Raw genomic sequence first — 23,977 nt, forward strand, 5'->3', positions numbered from 1 at the left:
AAACTTATTGCGATAACTCTACTTCTTTTATTTTCTCTTTCATTCTTGCTTTATCACGATTTAAAATCTCTTTTAAATACTTACCTGTATACGAGCGCTCTTCTTTCACTACTTGCTCTGGCGTTCCGGAAGCAACGATTTGTCCACCTTTGTCTCCGCCCTCTGGTCCAAGGTCAACGATATAATCCGCTGTTTTTATCACATCTAAATTATGTTCAATTACAAGAACCGTCTCACCGCTCTCCACAAGACGCTGCAACACTTCTAGAAGACGTGCAATATCATGCGCATGTAAACCAGTCGTTGGCTCATCTAAAATATATAGTGTACGTCCTGTAGAACGACGGTGTAATTCAGAAGCTAGCTTCACGCGCTGCGCTTCACCACCAGATAACGTCGTAGCTGGTTGTCCTAATTTCATATAACCAAGCCCTACATCTACAAGCGTTTGAAGTTTACGCTTAATTTTTGGGATATTAGCGAAGAACTCTACCCCGTCTTCAATCGTCATTCCTAATACTTCAGAAATGTTTTTATCTTTATATTTCACTTCTAACGTTTCACGGTTGTAACGTTTACCGTGACAAACTTCACACGGAACGTATACGTCTGGTAAGAAGTGCATTTCGATTTTAATAATTCCATCACCACGACACGCTTCACAACGTCCACCTTTTACATTAAAGCTGAAACGTCCTTTTTGATATCCGCGTACTTTCGCTTCATTCGTTTGGGCAAACACATCACGAATATCATCAAATACACCTGTATACGTTGCTGGATTTGAACGTGGTGTACGTCCGATTGGCGATTGATCAATATCGATTACTTTATCTAAATGCTCAAGACCTTTAATCTCTTTATGAGTACCTGGCTTCGCTTTCGCTTTATATAACTTTTGCGCTAACGATTTATATAATACTTCATTAATCATCGTACTTTTACCAGAACCAGATACACCCGTTACCGCTACAAACGTACCAAGCGGGAATGACATTTTCGCGTTCTTTAAATTATTCTCTTTTGCACCGACAATTTCCACTTTTCGTCCGTCACCTTTACGTCTTTCAAGTGGAACCGGAATAAACTCTTTACCGCTTAAATACTTACCGGTTAGCGAATTCTCGTCTTGCATCACTTCAGCTGGTGTACCTGCTGATACGACTTGTCCACCATGAATACCTGCGCCAGGCCCGATATCAAGTAAATAATCAGCTGCCATCATCGTATCTTCATCATGCTCAACAACAATTAACGTATTACCTAAATCACGCATTTCTTGCAATGTACGAATAAGACGATCGTTATCGCGCTGATGCAAACCGATAGAAGGCTCATCAAGAATGTAAAGTACGCCAGTAAGACGAGAACCAATTTGCGTTGCTAAACGAATACGTTGCGCCTCACCACCTGATAAAGTTCCTGCGGCACGACTTAACGTTAAATAATCTAAACCAACGTTCACTAAGAACCCAACGCGCTCCTGAATTTCTCTTAAAATTAAATGAGCAATTTTTTGTTGTTTCTCTGTTAGCTCCACACTTGAGAAGAATTCCTGTACTTCTTGAACAGAATACTTCGTTACATCAGCAATCGTTTTATCACCAACGAAAACAGCTAAACTCTCAGGTTTTAAACGTCCACCTTTACACTTCGGACAAGCTTGCTCTGCCATATACTTTTCCATTTGCTCACGAATGTAGTCCGAACTCGTTTCACGATAACGACGTTCAATATTTGGAATAACACCTTCAAATAAAATCTCATTTTCCTTTACTTGACCAAATTCATTTACATAGCGGAAATACACTTTCTCTTCACCGCTCCCGTACAACACTTTATCAAATAAATCTTTCGGTATATCTTTCACAGGCATATCCATATCAACGCCGTAATGATTACATACAGATTGTAAAAGTTGTGGGTAATATTGTGAACTTGTCGGTTCCCAAGGCGCAATCGCATGTTCATTTAATGATAAATCCCAATTCGGAATAACAAGTTCTAAATCTACCTCTAGCTTTGAGCCAAGTCCATCACAAGAAGGACATGCACCAAACGGACTATTGAATGAGAACATACGCGGTTCTAATTCTCCAATTGAAAAACCACAATGTGGACAAGCATGATGTTCACTAAATAACAGTTCCTCTTCTCCCATTACATCGATTAACACGCGGCCCCCGCCAAGCTTTAATGCACTTTCAAGTGAATCAGCAAGACGGCTTGCAATTCCTTCTTTTACAACAATACGGTCAATTACAACTTCAATAGAATGCTTCTTATTTTTATCTAGCGCAATATCTTCAGACACATCAAGCATTTCACCATCAACACGTACACGAACATATCCTTGCTTCTTAATATCTTCAAGCACTTTCACATGTGCACCTTTACGACCAGAAACGATAGGAGCTAGCACTTGTAATTTCGTACGTTCAGGATATTCAAGGACGCGGTCTACCATCTGCTCTACTGTTTGTGATGTAATTTCAATGCCATGATTCGGACAAATTGGCGTACCAATTCGCGCAAATAATAAACGTAAATAATCATAAATCTCCGTTACCGTTCCAACAGTTGAACGCGGATTACGACTCGTCGTTTTTTGATCAATTGAAATTGCTGGTGACAATCCTTCAATCGTATCTACATCCGGTTTATCCATTTGCCCTAAAAACTGGCGTGCATACGCAGATAACGATTCTACGTATCTGCGCTGCCCTTCTGCATAAATCGTATCAAATGCTAATGATGATTTCCCCGAACCAGACAATCCCGTTACAACGACAAGCTGATTTCTCGGAATGGTTACATCAATATTTTTTAAGTTATGTGCTCTAGCACCTTTTACAACGATAAAATCCTTGCTCTTACTCACTCTTTTCACCCTTCCGCTTTTAATTCTAATAGTAAATCTCTTAATTCAGCTGCACGCTCGAAGTCTAACGCTTTTGCTGCTTCTTTCATTTCTGCTTCCATCTTCGCAATTGTCTTTTCACGCTCTTTTTTCGTCATCTTCTTAGCTGGCGTTGCTTCATATGTTTCTGTCTCTTCAGCAGCTGTCGTTGCACGTATCACATCACGCACACCTTTTTGAATCGTTTTCGGCGTAATACCATGCTCTTTATTGTAAGCTTCTTGTATAGTGCGACGACGCTTCGTTTCTTCAATTGCAATTCCCATCGATCTCGTTATACGATCTGCGTACATAATAACGCGGCCGTTTTCATTACGTGCTGCACGGCCAATGGTTTGAATTAATGAACGTTCTGAACGTAAGAATCCTTCCTTATCCGCATCTAAAATCGCTACAAGCGATACTTCTGGAATATCTAATCCTTCTCGCAATAAGTTAATACCAACAAGAACATCAAACTTACCAAGACGAAGATCCCGAATAATTTCAATACGTTCTAATGTTTTCACCTCAGAATGCAGGTAATTCACCTTAATCCCTACATCTTTTAAGTAGTCTGTTAAATCCTCTGACATCTTCTTCGTTAAAGTTGTAATTAATACACGTTCATTTTTTGCAATGCGATCTTGAATCTCTCCTAATAAATCGTCAATCTGCCCTTCAATTGGTCGTATATCAATTGGCGGATCTAAAAGCCCTGTCGGACGAATAATTTGTTCTATTACTTCTGGCGACTGCTCTAATTCGTACGGTCCTGGTGTTGCTGAAACGTAAATAACTTGATTCGTTTTCTCTTCAAACTCATCAAATGTGAGCGGTCTATTATCTAGAGCTGATGGCAGACGGAATCCATGATCCACAAGCACTTGCTTACGCGCTTGGTCCCCGTTATACATCGCTCTTACTTGCGGCACTGATACGTGCGACTCATCCATAACGATTAAGAAATCTTTCGGGAAATAGTCTAATAACGTATACGGCGTTGCCCCCGCTGGACGGAGTGTTAAATGACGGGAATAGTTTTCAATACCTGAACAAAAGCCCATCTCGCGCATCATTTCTAAATCATAACGTGTACGCTGCTCTATACGCTGCGCTTCTAACAACTTGCCGTTATCATTTAATTCCTTTAAACGCTCTTCTAATTCTTTTTCGATATTTTCAATAGCGACCTTCATTTTTTCTTCACGTGTAACGAAGTGAGATGCTGGGAAGATTGCTACATGATCACGCTCTGCTAATACTTCCCCTGTTAACGCATTTACTTCGCGAATGCGGTCAATTTCATCACCAAAAAACTCAATTCGAATACAATGCTCGTCAAGTGATGCCGGGAAGATTTCAACTACATCTCCGCGCACGCGGAATGTACCACGCTTGAAATCAATGTCATTACGTCCATACTGCACATCAACAAGTTCACGAAGCAATTGATTGCGATCCTTTTCCATACCAACTCGAAGTGAAACAACTAACTCGCGGTATTCTTCTGGAGAACCTAAACCATATATACACGAAACACTCGCAACAATAATTACATCATCCCGTTCAAATAATGCAGACGTTGCCGAGTGACGCAATTTATCAATTTCATCATTAATCTGTGCGTCTTTTTCAATAAACGTATCTGTTTGCGGCACATACGCTTCTGGTTGATAATAATCGTAATAACTAACAAAATATTCAACTGCATTATTCGGGAAAAAGTCTTTCAACTCACTATATAACTGTCCTGCTAACGTTTTATTGTGAGCCATGACAAGTGTTGGCTTTTGCACTTCTTTAATGACATTTGAAATCGTAAATGTCTTACCCGTTCCTGTTGCTCCAAGCAACACTTGCTTTTTCTTTCCACTATTAATTCCCTCTACAAGCTTCTCTATAGCTACCGGCTGATCACCTTGCGGGGAATACGCTGAGACAATTTCAAATTGACGTTCCAAGAAAATCCGACCTCCTCATAAAAATCTGTATTATTATTTTACCACGAATGCCTATAAAAAACCTAAAAAAACGAACAGATATTCGGTAAAGTTTTCGACAATATACACATAGAAAAAGGAAGGAGTACATACTTCCTTCCTCTACTAACTCTATTTTTTAGATACATATAATAAGTCATGTCCATTGCGCCCATCTTCATTCGTACAATCTATTAGCCTATAAGTGATTCCTGATTCGCGCTGGTCTTTAACAATACTTTTACAACTATCTTTATATAACCCTTTATCCTTCCCAGCAAATTTGTCTTTTGTATTATCTGACACATAAAATATATCGTTCCCACTATACTCTAACGTTTGAAAAATCGGGTCCCCTTCAAGGGTATACTGTACAATTCTTATTTTATCAACTTCCCTTTTCTCGACATTCAAAACGAACTTTTCAAATTTATCTAGATTGAGAATTCCTGCTCCCTTTACAATGACATCATTCTTCTTATCAATTGTAGTGTTAGGTTGTGAGCATGCTACGAAACTAAAGAGAAATAGGCATATAAAACCAATTCTTTTTCTTATTGTCATCCTCTCCTATAAAAATTATTTGTATACCAGAAAAGCTACTTTCAACTATGAAAGTAGCTTTTCTTTTCCTTTCTCCTTCTTCGGAAAAATAACATATGAAAATGAAATTGCTGTATCAACTAAAAATATAATCGCCCAAACTTGGCTCACGCGACTTGCAGCTTTATTTAAAACGATTCCCGACTCTAACCAATTGCCCCATTGTTCAAATGGAACAAATCCATACGCGAAGAAAAAGAATATGTGCACACCGACGAATAAAACAAGGTGCAATACCCAATTTTTTATTTCCTGCTTCGCATAAGCCATACCTGTTAATTCTACCTGTTCTTCTATAATAGGCGCTGGCTCATTCCGCCATTTTGCAACTAATTTTTGCGCAAATATATCAAGCTTCTTCAAATCCTTTTTCCCGTAAAAGACCGCATACAATAAAATAATTACAGTAATGATTTGAAAGTTAGAAAACTTTCCTGTTTGATAATAGTCCACTACCCCTAAAGTTAAAATAAACACTTCATTTACGAGTAGCACAATTCCCATAATAAAACTCGCCTTTTTCAAACGAAATCCGTAACGGAGTAAAAAGAAACCAATAGCCGATAACCAAAATACAATCTCTGCCCCAATTAAAAAATACCAACGATATTCTGCGAGTATACTCATTTATCCCTCTCCTTTTCATCATAAATACGAAAAGCTTCATCCATATATAGTAAAAGTTCTTCTTCGATCGGATACATACTCATTTTCTGTGAAGCTTCCTTCGATTTTCGAACTTCCCATAACTTATCTAAAAACGCTTCATCACCATTAGCCATTTCTAAACACTTCTGCATTAATTGCTTCGTTGCCCGTTGTACCTCATCACTAGCGGCTTCTTTACCTTCTTTCATAAAAGTACGGAATTGCTTTAATAAATCTACCCATTCTAAAACATTTGGATCTTCTTCACTCATATTTGGCAAATTGTGAAGCAACTTTTGTTCTTCTTTTGAAAACACTTCATTTTGGAATATTTCACGGATACGAGGAGACTGTTTTGAAAGCTGAATCAATTCAAACATAACTTTCCAATCAAGCTCTCCCTCTACATCTACTGAATACACAACCGCTTGTAAAACACGCTCCATTCGATTAAATTTCTTTTGTTCTTCCTGTACAAATCGAAGTTGTCTTTCAAGCGAATCCTTTAAATCCAACTCACCTCTTACTAACATATTCGCAGTTTCTTTTAACGAAAATCCCATTTCCTTTAAAAACAAAATTTGTTGCAAACGAATAACGTCAGCTTCACTATATAACCGATGTCCACCCTCTGTTTTCCCGCTTGGCTTCAATAAATCTATTTGATCATAATAACGTAATGTACGTACTGTTATCCCTGTTTCTCTCGTCAATTGTTGTATTGAAATCACTACCATCACCTCTTCCCCTTCATTATAAAAGATGACGTTACGTCACTTTCAAGTGTTTTGTAAAAAAAATACAAAAAGCTGTTTATACTCTTTGTATAAACAGCTTTTATGGAAATAACCCCTTGTGTACAGCACGACCACAAAATAAAATAAGCGCTCCAACAACAACGCTCGTTGCGGTTTTATGATAATGAGCTAATAGTAGTAAATAATACGATAAACCTACAGTACCAATCATAATACAAACGCTTGGCACTGGATTACGAGAAAAATTTTGCATTCCCCAAAGAAGCGCAAATATGACTGTAGCGACACATAATACCGGTAATCCCATCCCAGTTCCCCTTTTTCTATCTATTCCTTGTTGCTAACACACTCGTCGATGCCATACTTATTAATAAACCAAAAATAGCAATATATAATAACTCATTTACATGTACTGCTTGCCTATCTAAATACTTATTTACACAAAGATACATAATGAACAAAAAAACGAAGCTTGTAATACAAATCGTAAAATACGACTTCATCTTATTCACAACACGCTCATCAATCGATGGTACTCCCTCTTCTTTCAAACGCTTCTGTTCTCTATATTCCGCAATTCCATATAGAATGACTAGTGCCACATTCGATATAAAAATAGTTCCCCACGAAATACTTAAAATCATTAGACTCACATTTAAAACAAACCCCGCTAAAAACAAACTTCCTATGAACCGTATAACCTCTTGCTTACTCATACATGATCAGCCTCTTTCTGATTTCTATACTTCCACTTCGGCCAATAGTTCACAAGAAAATATACCCACTGCCCTATTACAAATAAAACAAAAGGCGTACTAGCATTTCCATCAACAATTAAATTATATAAACTCCATATTGCTAAACTAATCGTAAAAAATAACCCTACATATTTAAACGCTTTATCTGACTGAAATCTCTCAAACTCATCCTGCATTTTTCATTCCTCCTATCGCTATGCTCGTTTCCCTACCATAACTCCTATGATGAGACTACCTGCAAATAAGGAACTACATATTATAAATATCTCTTGCACTGGTATAACAGCCCTGCCTATTGCTTTACTCGCAACAATATAAATAATAAGCAACAGAAATGCGAATACAAATGAGACGTTTACATGCTTTTTTATATTTGCATTTACTCGCTCATCTATATCGGGAAGTTCTTCTTTTCTGTACTTACGATTTTTGTAATTTGTATACAACACTAGAAATACAATCGCTAAAACGTTACTCACTACGAGCGGTAAAATTGGTATAGCCGGATTCATAATATGAACTATAACGTCTCCCAAAAACAATCCAAAAGTCGCACCGATCAATAGCTTTTTCGTATCGTTCATTTTTCCTCCCCTTACTCTAGCGTAAATATTTCCTCCACCTTCACTCCAAAATATTTGGCGATTTTTAAGGATAACTCTAGACTCGGGTTGTAATGATGGTTTTCAATCGCCACGATTGTCTGCCGCGTCACCTGCATCGCCTTTGCCATTTCAACTTGTGTTATATGATGTTGCTTTCTTAATTCTTTAATTTTATTTTTTACACCCATAGGCTCCACCTTCAAAAGTAAAGATATCTTTACTTAAATTATAAATATTTTCCAGTTATAAGCAAAGATATCTTTACAAATTTTAGAAAAACATTTCACTGAACATCCACTCTAACAAAGTACAAGAGTAATTCAATTTATATCAGCGATTTTTTAAATATATCAGCGCAACTTAAATTATATCGGCGATTTCCCAAATATATCAGCGCAACTCCATTTATATCGATGATTTTTCAAATATATCGACTTACCGACAAATATCGACATCCGTAGCGCTACTATAATCATAAGAAAAAGCTGTCCCCAAATACCTTCGGGAACAGCTCTCTCCTCTACTACATAAACCCTAACGCATATACAAGAACGTATCCAAGAACCGATAAGCAAACCGAACCAATCAGCCCCGCCACGAATGCTTTGCTTCCTAACTTACGGAACGTTTTAAACTCTACATTTAAACCAAGCCCCGCCATCGCCATTGCGATAAGCATATAAGCGATGACTACAATATAACCCGCAACAACTTCTGGAATAATCCCGAGCGAATGCACTGCACTCATCGCTAAAAATCCGAAGATGAACCACGGGATTGGAAGGTCGCGCCATGATTTTTTTTCCTCGCTACCTTCACTCTTACCAAACCATAACCCAATTAAAATTGCTACTGGTACGAGCATCGCTACGCGCGTTAGCTTCACGATAACTGCGATGTCTACAGCCGTACTTCCTCCTGGCGCCGCAGCCGCAATTACGTGAGCAATTTCATGCAGCGTCGCACCTGAGAATACACCGTAACCGTATGGAGATAGGCCAAGCACTGGATATAACAACGTATAAATAAGCGTAAATATTGTACCTAGAATTGCAATAATCGCTGCCCCAACTGCTGTTTCATCGTCCTTCGCTTTCACTTGCGGTGCAATTGCCACGACCGCAGCCGCGCCGCAAATTGCCGTCCCACACGCTGTTAAAATTCCAAGTTTTTTCTCTACTTTAAATACTTTCGTTAGTCCATATACAACGAAAATCGTAACTGTAATAACAACCGCAGCGATGACCAATACTTTCGGCCCAGCCTTCGCAATATCAACAAGATTTAACCGCATTCCAAGTAAGATGATCCCAAAGCGAAGCAACTTCTTACTCGCAAAGTTTGTCCCTGCAATTGCATCATGAGGAACTCCAATTGCCGCGCGCCAAATCATCCCAATTAGAATAGCAATTACTAATTGCCCCATAATATTTAAAAATGGAAGCTCTGCTAAATATTTTGCAGCGATTGCGATTAATAGTGTAATCCCAATCCCTTGCGAAAATCCAAAGCCCTTCTTCTTTTGTATAACAAGTGTTTGTTCCATTTTGAACCACTCCAATAATCGTATTGGAACATGCATGTTCTTTCTACTTACATTATAAGAGAGTTTCTATAATAAGTTTAATACCAATACCAAATCTCAATCATCAGAAATACTTATGATAAGATGATAGAAAAAGGAAGGAGCTGATTATATGAACGTAGACATTTTAAAAATTTTTGTTACGGTTGTTGAGCAGAAACATTTCTCCCGTGCAGCAGAATTATTAAACCTTTCACAGCCTGGCGTAAGTATGCATATACGCAACTTAGAAAATGAATTTGGAACTACACTCATTCAGCGCTCCCCAAAGCACGTTCAAGTGACCGAGGCTGGAAACATTTTATATATACATGCAAAGCAAATGCTCTCTCTTTACGAAGATGCTAAGCAAGAAATTAACGAGCTACATAACGTTGTAACAGGAACGCTTCGCATCGGTGCTAGTTTTACAATTGGCGAATACTTACTCCCGAAAATACTAGCTAACTATGCGAATGAAAATCCACGCGTCGAAGTCCATACCTTTATCTCAAATACAGAAGACGTTTTGCAAAGCCTTCGCTCTAATCAAATTGATATCGGCTTAGTAGAAGGTCAAGTTGTATACGCCGACGTTGACGTTGAAACGTTTATGCAAGATGAAATGAAACTCGTCGTCCCGCCAAACCATCCACTACTCCGCACAAATGAAATAAATGAAAGGACACTCCAAGATCAAGTGTGGGTATTAAGAGAAAGTGGTTCTGGAACACGTGCTTATAGCGATCGCTTTATTCATCAACACCATTTAAAAATGAAACGATTCTTTACATTTAGTAGTATCCAAAGTGTAAAGGAAGCCGTCGCAGCCGGGCTTGGCATTGCTATACTTTCTGATTGGACTGTACGGAAAGAGCTACTGGCAAAAGAACTATTCCACGTCGAAGTTCCAAATGAACAACTAATCCGTCCATTCTCCATCGTGCGCGGCAAATATTTTATTCCGTCTAAAGCTATTCAAGTGTTTTTAAATCATGTAAATTCTTTTGCGAAAAAACAGTATTGACCTTCACATTAGTGTGAAGGTTTACAATACATGTAAAAGGAGTGAAACACATTGCGAATCGGGGAGTTATCAAAAGAAACTGGCGTTAGCGAAAGGTCACTAAGACATTACGAAGAAAAGGGATTACTCCCTTCGAAGCGCCTCGCAAATGGCTATCGTGATTTTGATGAAAGTGCCATCGAAAAAGTGGAGCTTATTCAAATGTACTTACAAATTGGCTTAAATTTAGAAGAGACGGCAAGGATGCTGCGCTGCCTTGAAATTGAACCGCACTTGTACGACAATCCGTGCAGTAGCATCCTTACGCTTTACGAAGATAAACTTAATGAAGTAACAAAGCAAATCTCATTGCTTTCCAATATTCAAACGAATTTGCAAAAACACGTTTCACTCCTAAAAAAAGCAAAAGAAAAGGAATGATTACATGTTTGTTATACACGGCAGTTCAAGACAAAATGGAAATACGGAAGCTTTAACACATATGATGATTGATGGAATTGAAACAGAACAAATTTATTTACGTGATCACACAGTCTATCCTATTACAGATCAGCGTCATGATGCAGAAGGGTTCCAACCTGTAGATGATGACTACGAGCAGTTAACCAAGCGCATGTTAGAGCACGACACAATTATCTTTGCTACACCATTATATTGGTACGGGATGAGCGGTCATATGAAAAACTTCATCGATCGCTGGTCACAAAGCTTGCGTGATACATCCCTTCATTTCAAAGAAAAAATGAAAGGCAAAAAAATGTACGTTGTTATCGTTGGCGGCGATAATCCGAAACTAAAAGCATTACCGCTTATCTCCCAGTTCCAATACATCTTTGATTTTGTTGGTTCATCATTTGAAGGATATATCATTGGGTCTGCGAATGGATTAGACGAAATCAAAAACGATGCTGAGGCGCTGGCGAAGGCACAAATTTATAATAACGAATTCAAAAATCATAAATAGAAATAAGTTTGACAAAAACGATGACATCAAATCTCTCGAACAAGAATACGAAACATTATTAGTTCAAATCCGGAAATGTAAAGAAGCACTCTAATGTCTTCCCTATATATCGACGGGACCTGCCGCATTTCCCAAGAAATATTGAAACTTCGACATAGAATATAAAAAGCCGTGCACCAGCACGGCTTTTCACTTTATATACGAACAGCAGTCCCGCTCACCGCGACCATTAACATCCCTTCGCGAACGACTTCGTAATCCACGTCGATACCAACAATTGCATTCGCATTTTTTTGTCTTGCGAAAGTTTTCATTTCTTCCATTGCGATGTCGCGCGCTTCTTTTAATTTACTTTCATAAGCGCCAGCACGACCGCCGACAACGTCACGAACAGAGGCGAAAAGGTCACGAACGATATTCGCGCCCATAATCGCTTCTCCATTGACGATATCGATATACTCAATAATTTCTTTTCCTTGAATTGTAGACGTTGTTGTTACAATCATACTTTATTACCTCCCATATGAGATTTTTACCTACTTATGGTGCACTAATTCCGTACAAATTATATTTACGAACTAAACTGAGCTTCGTATAACCTACTGTATCCTCCGCCTTGCTCAATTAATTCATCATGTGAACCTTGTTCTGCAATACCATCTTTATTTACAACAACGATTCGATCTGCATTTTTAATCGTTGCCAGTCTATGAGCGATAACTAACGTTGTACGACCGACAGATAGTTCAGCAAGTGATTTTTGAATCGCAAGTTCCGTCTCTGTGTCTAATGCGGAAGTCGCTTCATCTAATATTAAAATTGGCGGGTTTTTCAAGAACATACGGGCAATTGCTAGACGTTGCTTCTGTCCGCCTGAAAGTTTTACGCCGCGCTCACCGATAACTGTATCTAAACCGTCTGGCTGCGAGTAAATTAAATCCTCTAACTGAGCTCTCTTTACGGCCTGCCAAATATCAGCTTCTGATGCCTTTAAATTTCCGTAAGCAATGTTTTCACGAATCGTTCCTGAGAATAAAAACACATCTTGCTGCACAATTCCAATTTGCTTACGAAGTGAAGATAACGTCATGTCTTTCGTATCAATACCATCAATTTGAATTGATCCAGATGATTGTTCATAAAAGCGTGGTAATAAGCTACATAACGTCGTTTTTCCAGCTCCAGATGGCCCAACGAACGCAACTGTTTCACCTGCATGTATTTTCAAACTAATATCATTTAAAATCGGTTCTTTGTTTTCATATCCGAATGTGATGTTGTTATATTGAATATCACCATGTACATGCTTCACTTCCATCATATCTTTAGAGTCTACAATATCTGGCTCTGTTTCAAGAAGCTCTACATACCTTTTAAAACCAGCAATTCCTTTCGGATAGCTTTCTATTACCGCATTAATTTTTTCAATTGGGCGGAAGAAAATATTCGTTAATAGAACAAATCCAATAAATCCACCGTACGTTAATTCACCTTGCAGAACAAACCATGTACCGCATATTAAGACGAAGAGCGTTACGAGACGCATAAGCATATAACTAATTGACGAATTTAGCGCCATAATTTTATACGCCATTAATTTCGTTGTACGGAAACGAGCGTTGTTCACAGCAAATTGCTCTTTCTCAAACTTTTCATTTCCGAATGCTTGTACAACGCGAATACCACCAACGTTGTTCTCAATACATGCATTGAAATCAGCAACATCTGAGAATAAACGTCTAAATGTACCTGTCATTTTTTTATTGAAGTACAGGGCTAACCATAATAAGAATGGAATAACGAAGAATGTTAATAGCGCTAACTTCCAGTTGATCATCATCATAAATGAGAATGCTCCAACTAAAGTCATTACGGCGATAAATAAATCTTCTGGTCCATGGTGAGCAATTTCCCCAATTTCCATTAAATCGTTTGTAAGACGCGAAATTAAATGACCTGTTTTATTATTGTCAAAAAATCTGAATGATAGCTTTTGAATATGATCAAATAATTTCTGTCTCATATCTGTTTCAATGTTAACACCAAGCATATGTCCCCAATATGTAACGACATATTGTAAGCCTGCATTTAACATATACACTGCAAGTAAACCGAAACAAGCCCATAAAATAAGCGTCCAGTTTTGCCCTGGCAATAACTTATCAATAAATTGATTGACGATAAGCGGGAAACCAAGTTCTAATAACCCTGCTACAACTGCGCAAGAAAAGTCGAGTATAAATAAACCTTTATACGGTTTATAGTAAGAAAAAAATTTACGTAGCATATCTTCCCTCCATTTTCCAAAATTAAAAAGACTCCCTAAATGATAACCATTATCAAATAATTATTCAAGTGATTCGACTACGAAACTAAAATAAGGTTTGCGCTAGTTGTCGTTTTTTGCCGGAAAGTCGATATACTTGAATAATCGCCGATATATTTTCAGCTGCGCTGATATATTCGGATAATCGTCGATATAATTCGAGTTGCGCTGATATATTCCAATAATCGCTGATATAAATTTCATATACTAACTACCGCCCCCAAATACAAAAAAAGAGCATCACCACAAGGTGACACCCTCACTTCTATTACATCGCTTCCGAATCCCACTCATGCTCCTGCTGAACAAACACAACACCTAATTCGTGATGTCCTCCGGCGTATAATGCCGTTTGAGCAAGACGTAGCTCTCCATTTGTATCTAATACTTCTAATTTACAAAACGCTCCTGTCGTCTTCGTTTGAAGTGCGTCATAAAATTCCTCGGCACTTCTTGGAACGACTCCATTCACTTTCGTAATCATTTCTCCAGGTAGCAAATTCAGCTCTGCCCCAATTGTATTGGGGATTGTATCTAACACAACGAGTCCATCATTACGTGCAGCGAAGTACGCTGGTCTTGTCTCATCCGCAATTTTCTCTTGCATGGAAATCGTGAACCGTCCAAGCATCGCAACTCCCATTGCGATAATTGCAAGTACATGCCACCAATAACTTGCAATTCCTAAAACAAGCACAAGTCCTGCTAATCCGTACACACGTCTTCCTGTAAATAATAAAGCTTCCGTCGGTTCATAACTTCTAATCTTTCTCATAAATCCAATTAAAAATGGCACGAGGAATAGAGAATATGTATCTGAACCGATTGAAACGACAGGCCACCATGAAATAAACTGCGTTACTGCGTCACCTGGTACAAGAATAAAAATAGGAACAATCCATAAACGCTTTGATTCGTGTAAACCAATCTTTAGCCCACGCTTACCCTTCCTAATCTTCGGCGTCGAATATCCTACTGCATTTTTAGAAATCAACAAGCCCTCTACAACGAGCATGACGCCTAGCAAAATAGCAAGGGACACAATTGTATTCTCTTCACCTTCTCCAAGCTGTAAGAAGGAAACTGGTAGCTTAGAAGATAATAGAACACATACAATCGCGATACTAAACGTATAAGCTGCTGATAAATATCGATACATAGCAGTTAATCCAAATAGTAACGTCCAAAATAAAATGGCCCATAAGCTCGCTTTAGAAACAACAAGTCCAAGCCCAATCGTAATGATAGATACGATTAATCCGTATTTAACTCCCGCAAATAAGGACGTTCGCAGTTCAAACCAAATATCATAAACTTTAAAAGAAAAATCTTTTCGTTCTCGTAACATACGTAAGTATCCAACGAAGATACTACTTATTAAAAATACATAGACAGCAGGGTGTAAGAAAAAACGTCCAACTGCCCGCATTATTTCAAAAATCCATGCCTCCACGAACCCATTCACCACCATTTATATCATTCTTTCTTTTTATATTATCATAACTGGACAAACGTTTGTTTAATACAAAAAAATACAGGCAGCAAACCGCCTGTATTTCACTTTATCCCACTTTAATGGGCAGTAAGATCCCCACCTCAAAATTCAGCGAAAACAAAGAATTTAGGTAGGGGATTAACTGCCCATAAAAGTCCGATTGGTTCAACTAATAATCAGTGGGGGATGAAGACCCCCCACTGATTAAAGTTTCACTTTATTTCGCTATTAATTTTAATGCTGACTGTAATTGTAAATCATTTTCTCCAGAACGGATTTTTTCAATAATTTTTGTTTGAATCGCCTCAGCTGTCTTTTTATCCAGCTGTCCTGTTGCTTCCATCTTATTCGCATTTTGGAATGCTTTCAGTGCTGATTCTGTCTCTTTACTAAAGTATCCATCTTCACGTCCTGGTACATATCCTAAACTCTTAAGCATTTCTTGTGCGTGTTTTACTTGTACATCATTTGAATTGTATGAAAGTGTCTTCTCAATTTGAATTGGTGTCGCATGATAATAATCTGGCTGCTTCACTTCTACTGTTGGCGCGATTCCTTTTTTATGAATCCAGTTTCCATCCGGTGTTAACCATTTAAACATCGTTAACTTGATGTTGCTGCCGTCTTTAAATGGAACAGCTTGCTGAACAGTACCTTTACCAAACGTTTTTTCACCAATTAAATCGTATCCTTCTCCCTCTTTTAGCGCACCCGCTAAAATCTCTGAAGCAGAAGCACTTCCGTTATCAATTAATACTGAAATTGGATATGGCTTTCTCTCTTTCAGTTCCGTAGAGAATTTCTTCTTCTCACCATTTCGTTGCTCTACTTGTAGCATCGGCTTTTTATCCGTCATAATTTCCCCTAGTATCTCTTCTACACTATTTAAGTAGCCACCAGGATTACCGCGCACGTCAATAACTAGGCCTTTTATGTTTTTCTTCTCTAACTCTTTTAACTGATCCTTAAATTCTTTCGCTGTATTTTCAGCAAAAGAAGTAATTTGCATATAACCGATATCTTTTCCGCTCTCTTGTTTCACAGAGCTAAACACTGTGAAGATTGGAATTTTTTCACGCTTAATTTTAAATACAATCGGATCAGCTACTCCTGCACGCTTAATTTCAATCGCAACAGTCGTTCCTTTTTTACCACGAATCTTTAATACTGCTTCTTCACGTGATAAATCTTTCACACTATTTCCATCTACAGATAAAATTTGGTCATTCGGTTTAATTCCAATCTTTTCTGCCGGTGAGCCTTTAATTGGAGATACGATAATAAGTTTACCGTCCGTTTTGTTCACCTCAGCCCCGATCCCTTCTAACTCAGGATCAAGCGATTCACTAAACTGTTTAGCCGTTTCTTTATCCATATACGTGGAATAAGGGTCCTTCAGCGTAGACAACATGCCTTGTATTGCACCTTCGACTAATTTTTCATCTTTCACGTCTTCCACATAACGTGAATCAATTAGTGCATACGCCTCATTAATTTTTGCCAAGTTCCCTTGCGCAGTGCTAGCGTTTCCACTCGAAATTGTTTGCGTTACTTCTGCTGGGTTAACCCCAAATAAAGACATACCTGCAAACATTCCGCCAGCACCAATTAAAAATGCAACAACCATTCCAATAATTGCAACTCTACGTTTCAATGCGGAATTCCCCTTTCCAAAACACACAGGTGGTGTAGCAAAAGGCATCACACAGTGTGTGATGCCTTTACCTATTTCTACTATATGATAAGCTTGTACGAATTATGTTTGCAACTTTTTATACTTTTAAGAAGCGACGAATTGACATTACACTTCCCCACATACCGATTAAAGCCCCGATTAACACTAGTAAACCAGCTAATTGGAATACGAAAGGACTGTATGGTAGAAGTTCGAAAATTGTTCCGCCAAGTTTTTCGTTAAACACACCTTGCAACGAATTATACGTAACTAGAATTAAGCCAATTGGAATAATTGATCCTAATACTCCTAGGAATAATCCTTCTAATAAGAACGGCCAACGAATAAACCAGTTTGTTGCACCTACAAGTTTCATAATTTCGATTTCTGTACTACGAGCATAAATTGTAATTTTAATTGTATTAGAGATTAAGAACATCGCTGTGAATAAAAGACCAGCAATTAACACAATCCCGATGTTACGACCAGTTTTTACAGTATCAAATAATCGTTCAACTTGCCCTTTTCCGTACTGAACATTACTTACAAACTGCATTTTTTCAATCTTTTTCGCAATTGTCGCTGTATCTGTTGGTTCTTTTGCTTTTACAACGAATACGTTTTTAAGTGGGTTATCTTGTTCAAATAACTCAAACGTTTTTCCGCTATCGCCTAAGCTTTTAATTAAACGTTTTAACTCTTCTTCTTTAGAAGAATATTTAATAGATTCTACTTTTGCAATCTTACTCATATCATCTTCTAATTTCTTTTGATCAGCTTCTTTTGCTGCTGGATCAATGTGTACACGAATCTCTACATCTTGCTCTACTTTCGTCGCAAAATGGTTCATATTCATAATCGCTGTTAAAAAGACACCTACAAGTAATAATGTAACTGTTACTGCACTAACAGAAGCAAACGTCATCCATCCGTTACGTGATAGATTCTTTACACCTTCTCGCAAATGTCGACTAAGGGTCTTAGCCTTCATATCCGTATCCTCCCTCAATCTCATCTCGAACAATTTTTCCGCCTTCAATCGCGATTACACGATGACGGATTGTATTTACGATATCTGCGTTATGTGTAGCCATAACAATCGTTGTACCACGCTCATTAATGCGCGTGAAAATCTTCATAATATCAAGAGCTGTTTCAATGTCTAGGTTACCTGTTGGCTCATCGGCAATTACAACCTTTGGTCTATTAACAATTGCTCTCGCAATCGCAACACGTTGCTGCTCCCCGCCTGAAAGTTCGCCTGGAAGTGCATCTGCACGATCTTCAAGACCTACAAGACCTAAAACTTCTGTTACACGCTCACGAATTGCATCTGGCTCTTCTTCAATTACTTCTAAGGCAAACGCAACATTCTCATATACCGTTAATTTAGGTAGTAATTTAAAGTCTTGGAAAATTACGCCTAATTGACGACGGAAATATGGAACGTCTCTTTCTGCTAACGACTCGATAGTAAGACCATTTACATTAATTGATCCTGTAGATGGCTTCTCTTCACGATACATCATTTTAATAAATGTAGATTTCCCGGCTCCACTCGGTCCAACTACGTATACAAACTCACCTTGTTTAATGTTAACTGTAAGACCAGCAATGGCTTTCATACCATTCGGGTACTCCTTATAAACATTCGTCATTTTTATCATTATTTATCACCCAATACTTAATGATTTTTTTCGAAATACTTTTCTGTACATTTGAAAATAAAAGATAAACTTTTATTCTCGTTTAAACCACTCTTGTTGAAGGTAGCCTACTTATACTCTTTTTCTAAGCACTACTACTCTATGTAATATATTTCAGCAAAATTCTACAAACCCCATTGTAACATCAAACGGTTTCCAGTTTGGATACATTTTTGTTACAGTTATGTTACATCCCAAAAAAAAGAGAAACGAGTTGACTATATGAATCAACTCGTCCATTTTACCCTTTTTATTTATGTTCAGCTAACCACTCAGCTACTTTTTTCGCGTCCTCGCCTTGAATGATTCCTGGTGACATAGAACCGCGACCTTTTTCAATAATCTTTTCAATGTCTGCCGCATCATATTTCTGTCCTACTTTTCGTAAATCCGGTCCAGTTGCTCCGGATAAATCTTTTGCATGACAGCCTATACAACTTTTTTGATAAATTTGCTCTGCGCTATCTGTGCTTGCAGATTGTTTCGAAGGCTTACTCTCTTCTTTATTTCCACACGCTCCTAAAGCAAAAACGACTGATGTTCCTAGCGCAATAGCCAACAATTTCTTTTTCACTTCTATCGCTCCCCACTGTTGATATTCTTTTCATTCCTAACACACTCATTTTCATTATAAGCATTATCTTTATATAGAAAAACTAAGGTATATTTCACATTCTTCAAAAATACAGTAAGAACCCTAATGATATAAAGCTTTTATAAGTTGTTTCAATTCTGTGAACAACTTATAAACTTCTATAAAGAATCCTTTTTGAAAGGGAATTTAGAAAAGTCCTGTATAAATCCTTACTCTATTGCCACTCTGTTTTACTATTTTCTACTTTTTACAAAACAATATACAACATTGTATGCTACATATAATCCCATCAAAAAGAGAAGTTGTCGTTTCCAACTTCTCTTCCTCTGTACTTCATCCATATAAATAAAATAACACTCTTTATGTCCTCTACATCCTCAACGTGCGCCAACAATTTTGTTGGCTTTTTTTCACTTAGCTTATTAGATGCGAGAACGTAAGTAAGCATCAATAAACGGATCAATTTCTCCATCCATAACTGCTTGCACGTTACCGACTTCTGTATTTGTACGGTGGTCTTTCACAAGAGAATATGGGTGGAATACGTAAGAACGGATTTGGCTACCCCATCCGATTTCTTTTTGTTCTCCGCGAATTTCATCTAACTCCGCTTGTTGTTCTTCTAATTTCTTTTGATATAATTTCGCTTTTAACATTTTCATCGCGTGCTCACGGTTTTTAATTTGAGAACGCTCTGACTGACACGTTACAACCGTATTTGTCGGTGTATGCGTAATACGAACTGCTGAATCTGTCGTATTGACGTGCTGTCCACCCGCTCCACTTGCACGATACGTATCAATTTTCAAGTCTTCTGTACGTATTTCAATTTCAACTTCATCATTGAATTCAGGTACAACTTCACAAGATACGAACGATGTATGACGACGGCCTGAAGAATCGAATGGTGAAATACGTACAAGACGATGTACACCTTTTTCAGCTTTTAAGTAACCGTAAGCGTTATGACCTTTAATTAATAAAGTAACGCTCTTAATACCAGCTTCATCACCTGGTAAGTAATCAACAGTTTCTACTTTAAACCCACGTTTTTCAGCCCAACGTGTGTACATACGTAATAACATAGAACCCCAGTCTTGTGACTCTGTTCCACCTGCACCTGGGTGTAATTCTAAAATGGCGTTATTTTTATCATAAGGATCACTTAATAGTAACTGAAGCTCATACTCATTCATTTCTTGAATTAAGCCTTTTACTTCTGATTCCAGCTCCTCATGTAAATCTTCATCATACTCTTCTTTTAAAAGTTCATGCGTTATTTCTAAATTTTCGAATGTCTCATCTAACTGACGGAAACTCCCAACCATATCTTTTAACGCATTTGCTTCGTTAATGACAGCTTGTGCGCCTTGTTGGTCATCCCAAAATCCTGCGCCCATCATTTTTTCTTCTAATTCTGCAATTTGTTTCTCCTTAGTAGGGAGGTCAAAGAGACCCCCTAAAAGCCGCTAATCTCTTAGCCATTTTCTCTAATTCCTGTCTAATTTCTACTAATTCCATTTCCTTCACCTCTATGTAATTGCTGTTACTTTCGTATGAAAACAAGGGAAACTCTCTCCACTTATGACGGAGAGAGTTTAATCCTTCTTAATTATACATTTTTGATGTAAAAGTTTGCAAAGCAGCCTGGGCTACAGTCCTATATTACTTCCCAATACCACAGCAGTTTTTATATTTTTTACCACTACCACATTTACATAAATCGTTGCGGCCCACTTGGTCACCTTTTACAACTGGTTTTTTCTTCGCCTCTTCACCATCGCTAGATGGGTGAACAGCTTCACCTTGAACAACTTCTTGACGCTCTAAGTTTTGTTCAATTTCAGCTTTCATAATGTAACGAGAAATTTCCTCTTCAATAGAAGCAATCATTGATTCGAACATTGCGAATCCTTCCATTTGATACTCACGAAGCGGATCAATTTGACCGTAAGCACGTAAATGAATACCTTCACGAAGGTGATCCATCGCATCGATATGCTCTGTCCATTTCGTATCTACAACACGGAATACAACAACTTTTTCGAACTCACGCATTTGCTCTTCTGGCATAAGCTTTTCTTTGTCATTGTAACGCTCTATTAATTTCGCGATAATTGGCTCGCTCATTTCCTCTGGAGCAAGGCGACGTAATTCTTCTTCTTTTACATCTCCTTCTTGCAGAAGGTTTGTATTTAAGTAGTCAACAAGACCTTTAATGTTCCAATCTTCTTCAATTTCCTCTTGTGTATGAAGTGCAACCGCACGCTCTACTGTAGATTTCATCATACCTTCAATAATACCGCGTAAGTTCTCAGACTCCATTACCTCTTGACGCTGTTTGTAAATAACTTCACGTTGCTGACGAAGTACATCATCATATTGTAGTAACTGCTTACGTGCATCATAGTTATTTCCTTCTACTCGTTTTTGCGCAGATTCTACTGCACGAGAAACCATTTTACTTTCGATTGGCTGAGAATCATCCATACCAAGGCGATCCATCATCGCTTTCATATTATCAGAACCGAAGCGGCGCATTAGTTCATCTTCCATTGATAAGTAGAACTGCGTAACACCTGGGTCCCCTTGACGACCAGCACGACCACGTAACTGATTATCAATACGACGACTTTCGTGACGCTCTGTACCGATAACTGCTAAACCAATGTTTTTAATATCGTCTCCAAGCTTAATATCCGTACCACGACCCGCCATGTTCGTCGCGATCGTTACAGCACCTTTCATACCAGCTTCTGCAATGATATCCGCTTCACGCGCATGGTTTTTCGCATTTAAGATGTTATGACGTACACCTTTACGCGTTAACATTTTTGAAATAAGCTCTGACGTTTCAATCGCAACTGTACCGACAAGAACAGGTTGCCCTTGTTTATGACGATTTACAATATCCTCAACAACAGCATTAAATTTACCTTCCATTGATTTGAAGATTAAATCTGCACGGTCATCACGAATAATCGGTTTGTTTGTTGGAATTACGATAACGTTCATATTGTAAATGTTACGGAATTCCTCTTCCTCTGTTTTCGCTGTACCAGTCATACCAGATAACTTTTCGTACATACGGAAGTAGTTCTGGAACGTAATTGTCGCAAGCGTCATACTTTCATTTTGAATTTCTACGCCTTCTTTTGCCTCGATCGCTTGGTGTAAACCTTCGCTATAACGACGACCTTTCATAAGACGACCAGTAAATTGGTCTACAATTACGATTTCGCCTTCTTGTACAACATAATCTGTATCACGATGCATAACAACGTGCGCACGAAGTGCCTGATTAATATGGTGAAGAAGCGCTACATGTTTTAAATCAAATAAGTTTTCAATATGGAAAGCTTTTTCCGCTTTCGTAATACCATCTTCTGTTAACATTACATTTTTCGTCTTCACATCAAATGAATAATCTTTTTCATTTTCTAACGTACGAACGAATGCATTTGCAAACATGTACAGCTCTGTTGATTTTTGAGCTTGTCCAGAAATAATAAGTGGCGTACGCGCTTCATCGACTAAGATAGAATCGACTTCATCGATAATAGCAAAGTGAAGTGGGCGTTGAACGCACTGCTCTTTATATAAAACCATGTTATCACGTAAGTAATCGAATCCAAGCTCATTATTTGTGCTATACGTAATATCAGCAGCATAAGCCTCTTGTTTCTCTTCGCGTGACATACTGTTTAAATTAATTCCTACTGTTAAGCCTAGGAACTCATGAAGTTGTCCCATTTCGCTCGCATCACGTTGTGCTAAGTATTCATTGACTGTAACGACGTGAACACCTTTTCCTGTTAAAGCATTTAAATATACAGGTAATGTAGATGTTAACGTTTTACCTTCACCCGTTTTCATCTCAGAGATATTCCCTTCATGTAAGGCAATACCACCCATTAACTGTACGCCATACGGACGCATTCCAAGAACACGAGTCGCAGCTTCACGAACAACCGCAAAAGCTTCAGGTAGTAGATCATCTACTGTTTCACCTTTTGTTAGACGTTCTTTAAATTCAAGCGTCTTCCCTTTTAATTGTTCATCAGTTAATGGCTTAATAGATGACTCTAATGCATCAATTTGCTCAACTGTCTTCTGCATACGTTTAATTTGGCGTTGATTTACATCAAACACCTTTTTTAAAATACCGATCATAGGAAATACGCTCCTCTTTTTTATTAAAATAAAACTTCCGATTGTTTTTCTTTTTCTCTATTACAATCAGTCGTTATAAAAATCCAATGTATGTTATGCCAATTTTTCTCCTAATTAAAAAAACTAAAATGTATATACCTAATGATAATTGTAACACTTGTCTTATAACTATGACAACAATCGGCCGAATGTCTCGTTC

General features: G+C 38.0%; 23 protein-coding genes and 1 pseudogene. 4 read left to right on the forward strand and 20 right to left on the reverse strand.

Annotation, left to right across the window (positions count from 1 at the left end; all coding sequences use genetic code 11):
* Positions 1-4: 4 nt before the first annotated feature.
* From uvrA to AC2CGR_RS20710, 11 genes are all read right to left on the reverse strand, one after another.
* Complete coding sequence (gene uvrA, locus AC2CGR_RS20660; RefSeq protein ID WP_033692359.1) at positions 5-2,881, reverse strand: excinuclease ABC subunit UvrA; 2,877 nt, start codon at positions 2,879-2,881, stop codon at positions 5-7.
* A gap of 5 nt (positions 2,882-2,886) precedes the next feature.
* Positions 2,887-4,863 carry an excinuclease ABC subunit B gene (uvrB, locus tag AC2CGR_RS20665; RefSeq protein ID WP_484481101.1) on the reverse strand — a complete coding sequence of 659 codons (1,977 nt, stop codon included), beginning with the start codon at positions 4,861-4,863 and terminating at the stop codon, positions 2,887-2,889.
* A gap of 150 nt (positions 4,864-5,013) precedes the next feature.
* Positions 5,014-5,445 carry a DUF4362 domain-containing protein gene (locus AC2CGR_RS20670; protein ID WP_087968666.1) on the reverse strand — a complete coding sequence of 144 codons (432 nt, stop codon included), beginning with the start codon at positions 5,443-5,445 and terminating at the stop codon, positions 5,014-5,016.
* A 45-nt stretch (positions 5,446-5,490) separates the two neighbouring features.
* On the reverse strand, positions 5,491-6,111 hold the full coding sequence (locus tag AC2CGR_RS20675; protein ID WP_029440979.1) for a hypothetical protein: 621 nt from the start codon (positions 6,109-6,111) through the stop codon (positions 5,491-5,493).
* Positions 6,108-6,869, reverse strand: a complete 762-nt coding sequence (locus tag AC2CGR_RS20680; RefSeq protein ID WP_131101040.1) for a MerR family transcriptional regulator — start codon at positions 6,867-6,869, stop codon at positions 6,108-6,110. Before AC2CGR_RS20680 ends, AC2CGR_RS20675 begins: the two co-directional genes overlap by 4 nt.
* A 100-nt stretch (positions 6,870-6,969) precedes the next feature.
* The gene (locus AC2CGR_RS20685) at positions 6,970-7,197 is read right to left on the reverse strand and encodes a hypothetical protein (protein WP_087968668.1); all 228 of its coding nucleotides are present in this window, start codon (positions 7,195-7,197) and stop codon (positions 6,970-6,972) included.
* 16 nt (positions 7,198-7,213) lie between these two features.
* Positions 7,214-7,606: an ATPase gene (locus tag AC2CGR_RS20690; RefSeq protein ID WP_484481102.1), complete on the reverse strand. Its 393-nt coding sequence runs from the start codon at positions 7,604-7,606 to the stop codon at positions 7,214-7,216.
* The gene (locus tag AC2CGR_RS20695; protein ID WP_484481103.1) at positions 7,603-7,824 is read right to left on the reverse strand and encodes a hypothetical protein; all 222 of its coding nucleotides are present in this window, start codon (positions 7,822-7,824) and stop codon (positions 7,603-7,605) included. Before AC2CGR_RS20695 ends, AC2CGR_RS20690 begins: the two co-directional genes overlap by 4 nt.
* 18 nt (positions 7,825-7,842) lie before the next feature.
* The gene (locus AC2CGR_RS20700; protein WP_131101043.1) at positions 7,843-8,232 is read right to left on the reverse strand and encodes a hypothetical protein; all 390 of its coding nucleotides are present in this window, start codon (positions 8,230-8,232) and stop codon (positions 7,843-7,845) included.
* 11 nt (positions 8,233-8,243) lie between these two features.
* Complete coding sequence (locus AC2CGR_RS20705) at positions 8,244-8,441, reverse strand: helix-turn-helix transcriptional regulator (RefSeq protein WP_000538359.1); 198 nt, start codon at positions 8,439-8,441, stop codon at positions 8,244-8,246.
* A gap of 335 nt (positions 8,442-8,776) precedes the next feature.
* Positions 8,777-9,799, reverse strand: coding sequence for a YeiH family protein (locus AC2CGR_RS20710; RefSeq protein WP_087968672.1), 1,023 nt, complete (start codon positions 9,797-9,799; stop codon positions 8,777-8,779).
* A gap of 151 nt (positions 9,800-9,950) precedes the next feature.
* Between AC2CGR_RS20710 and AC2CGR_RS20715 the strand changes: the two genes are divergently transcribed.
* The 4 genes and pseudogenes from AC2CGR_RS20715 to AC2CGR_RS20730 all read left to right on the forward strand — a co-directional run.
* Complete coding sequence (locus tag AC2CGR_RS20715) at positions 9,951-10,844, forward strand: LysR family transcriptional regulator (RefSeq protein ID WP_087968673.1); 894 nt, start codon at positions 9,951-9,953, stop codon at positions 10,842-10,844.
* A 51-nt stretch (positions 10,845-10,895) separates the two neighbouring features.
* Positions 10,896-11,264 (forward strand): MerR family transcriptional regulator, encoded by a 369-nt coding sequence (locus AC2CGR_RS20720; RefSeq protein ID WP_001219200.1) that lies wholly within the window; start codon positions 10,896-10,898, stop codon positions 11,262-11,264.
* A 4-nt stretch (positions 11,265-11,268) separates the two neighbouring features.
* Positions 11,269-11,808 carry a flavodoxin family protein gene (locus AC2CGR_RS20725; protein WP_087968675.1) on the forward strand — a complete coding sequence of 180 codons (540 nt, stop codon included), beginning with the start codon at positions 11,269-11,271 and terminating at the stop codon, positions 11,806-11,808.
* A gap of 16 nt (positions 11,809-11,824) precedes the next feature.
* Positions 11,825-11,902: pseudogene (locus tag AC2CGR_RS20730) on the forward strand (macrolide transporter); the annotation flags it as partial.
* Positions 11,903-12,002: 100 nt separating this feature from the next.
* On the opposite strand, the gene AC2CGR_RS20735 reads toward AC2CGR_RS20730, so the two are convergent.
* From AC2CGR_RS20735 to secA, 9 genes are all read right to left on the reverse strand, one after another.
* Positions 12,003-12,314: a heavy metal-binding domain-containing protein gene (locus AC2CGR_RS20735; protein WP_000637523.1), complete on the reverse strand. Its 312-nt coding sequence runs from the start codon at positions 12,312-12,314 to the stop codon at positions 12,003-12,005.
* Between the two features lie 65 nt (positions 12,315-12,379).
* Positions 12,380-14,095, reverse strand: coding sequence for an ABC transporter ATP-binding protein (locus AC2CGR_RS20740; RefSeq protein WP_484481104.1), 1,716 nt, complete (start codon positions 14,093-14,095; stop codon positions 12,380-12,382).
* Between the two features lie 307 nt (positions 14,096-14,402).
* Positions 14,403-15,605, reverse strand: a complete 1,203-nt coding sequence (locus AC2CGR_RS20745; RefSeq protein ID WP_131101049.1) for a PDZ domain-containing protein — start codon at positions 15,603-15,605, stop codon at positions 14,403-14,405.
* A gap of 241 nt (positions 15,606-15,846) precedes the next feature.
* Complete coding sequence (locus tag AC2CGR_RS20750; protein ID WP_087968677.1) at positions 15,847-17,283, reverse strand: S41 family peptidase; 1,437 nt, start codon at positions 17,281-17,283, stop codon at positions 15,847-15,849.
* Positions 17,284-17,401: 118 nt separating this feature from the next.
* On the reverse strand, positions 17,402-18,295 hold the full coding sequence (ftsX, locus tag AC2CGR_RS20755; RefSeq protein WP_000645022.1) for a permease-like cell division protein FtsX: 894 nt from the start codon (positions 18,293-18,295) through the stop codon (positions 17,402-17,404).
* Positions 18,285-18,971: a cell division ATP-binding protein FtsE gene (ftsE, locus tag AC2CGR_RS20760; RefSeq protein ID WP_000594316.1), complete on the reverse strand. Its 687-nt coding sequence runs from the start codon at positions 18,969-18,971 to the stop codon at positions 18,285-18,287. The genes ftsX and ftsE overlap by 11 nt, the downstream gene beginning before the upstream one ends.
* A 289-nt stretch (positions 18,972-19,260) precedes the next feature.
* Positions 19,261-19,584 (reverse strand): cytochrome c551, encoded by a 324-nt coding sequence (gene cccB / locus AC2CGR_RS20765; protein ID WP_000727964.1) that lies wholly within the window; start codon positions 19,582-19,584, stop codon positions 19,261-19,263.
* 443 nt (positions 19,585-20,027) lie between these two features.
* Positions 20,028-21,126 (reverse strand): peptide chain release factor 2 gene (gene prfB, locus AC2CGR_RS20770; RefSeq protein WP_096334510.1). Its coding sequence is split into 2 segments (ribosomal slippage): positions 20,028-21,053 and positions 21,055-21,126, totalling 1,098 coding nucleotides; the frame shifts between segments, so codons are not numbered across the junction.
* 144 nt (positions 21,127-21,270) lie between these two features.
* Entirely contained in the window at positions 21,271-23,778 is a 2,508-nt protein-coding gene (gene secA, locus AC2CGR_RS20775) for a preprotein translocase subunit SecA (RefSeq protein ID WP_000579383.1), read from the reverse strand.
* Between the last annotated feature and the right edge of the window lie 199 nt (positions 23,779-23,977).

This window comes from Bacillus sp. LSHTCR4 (assembly GCF_057197025.1).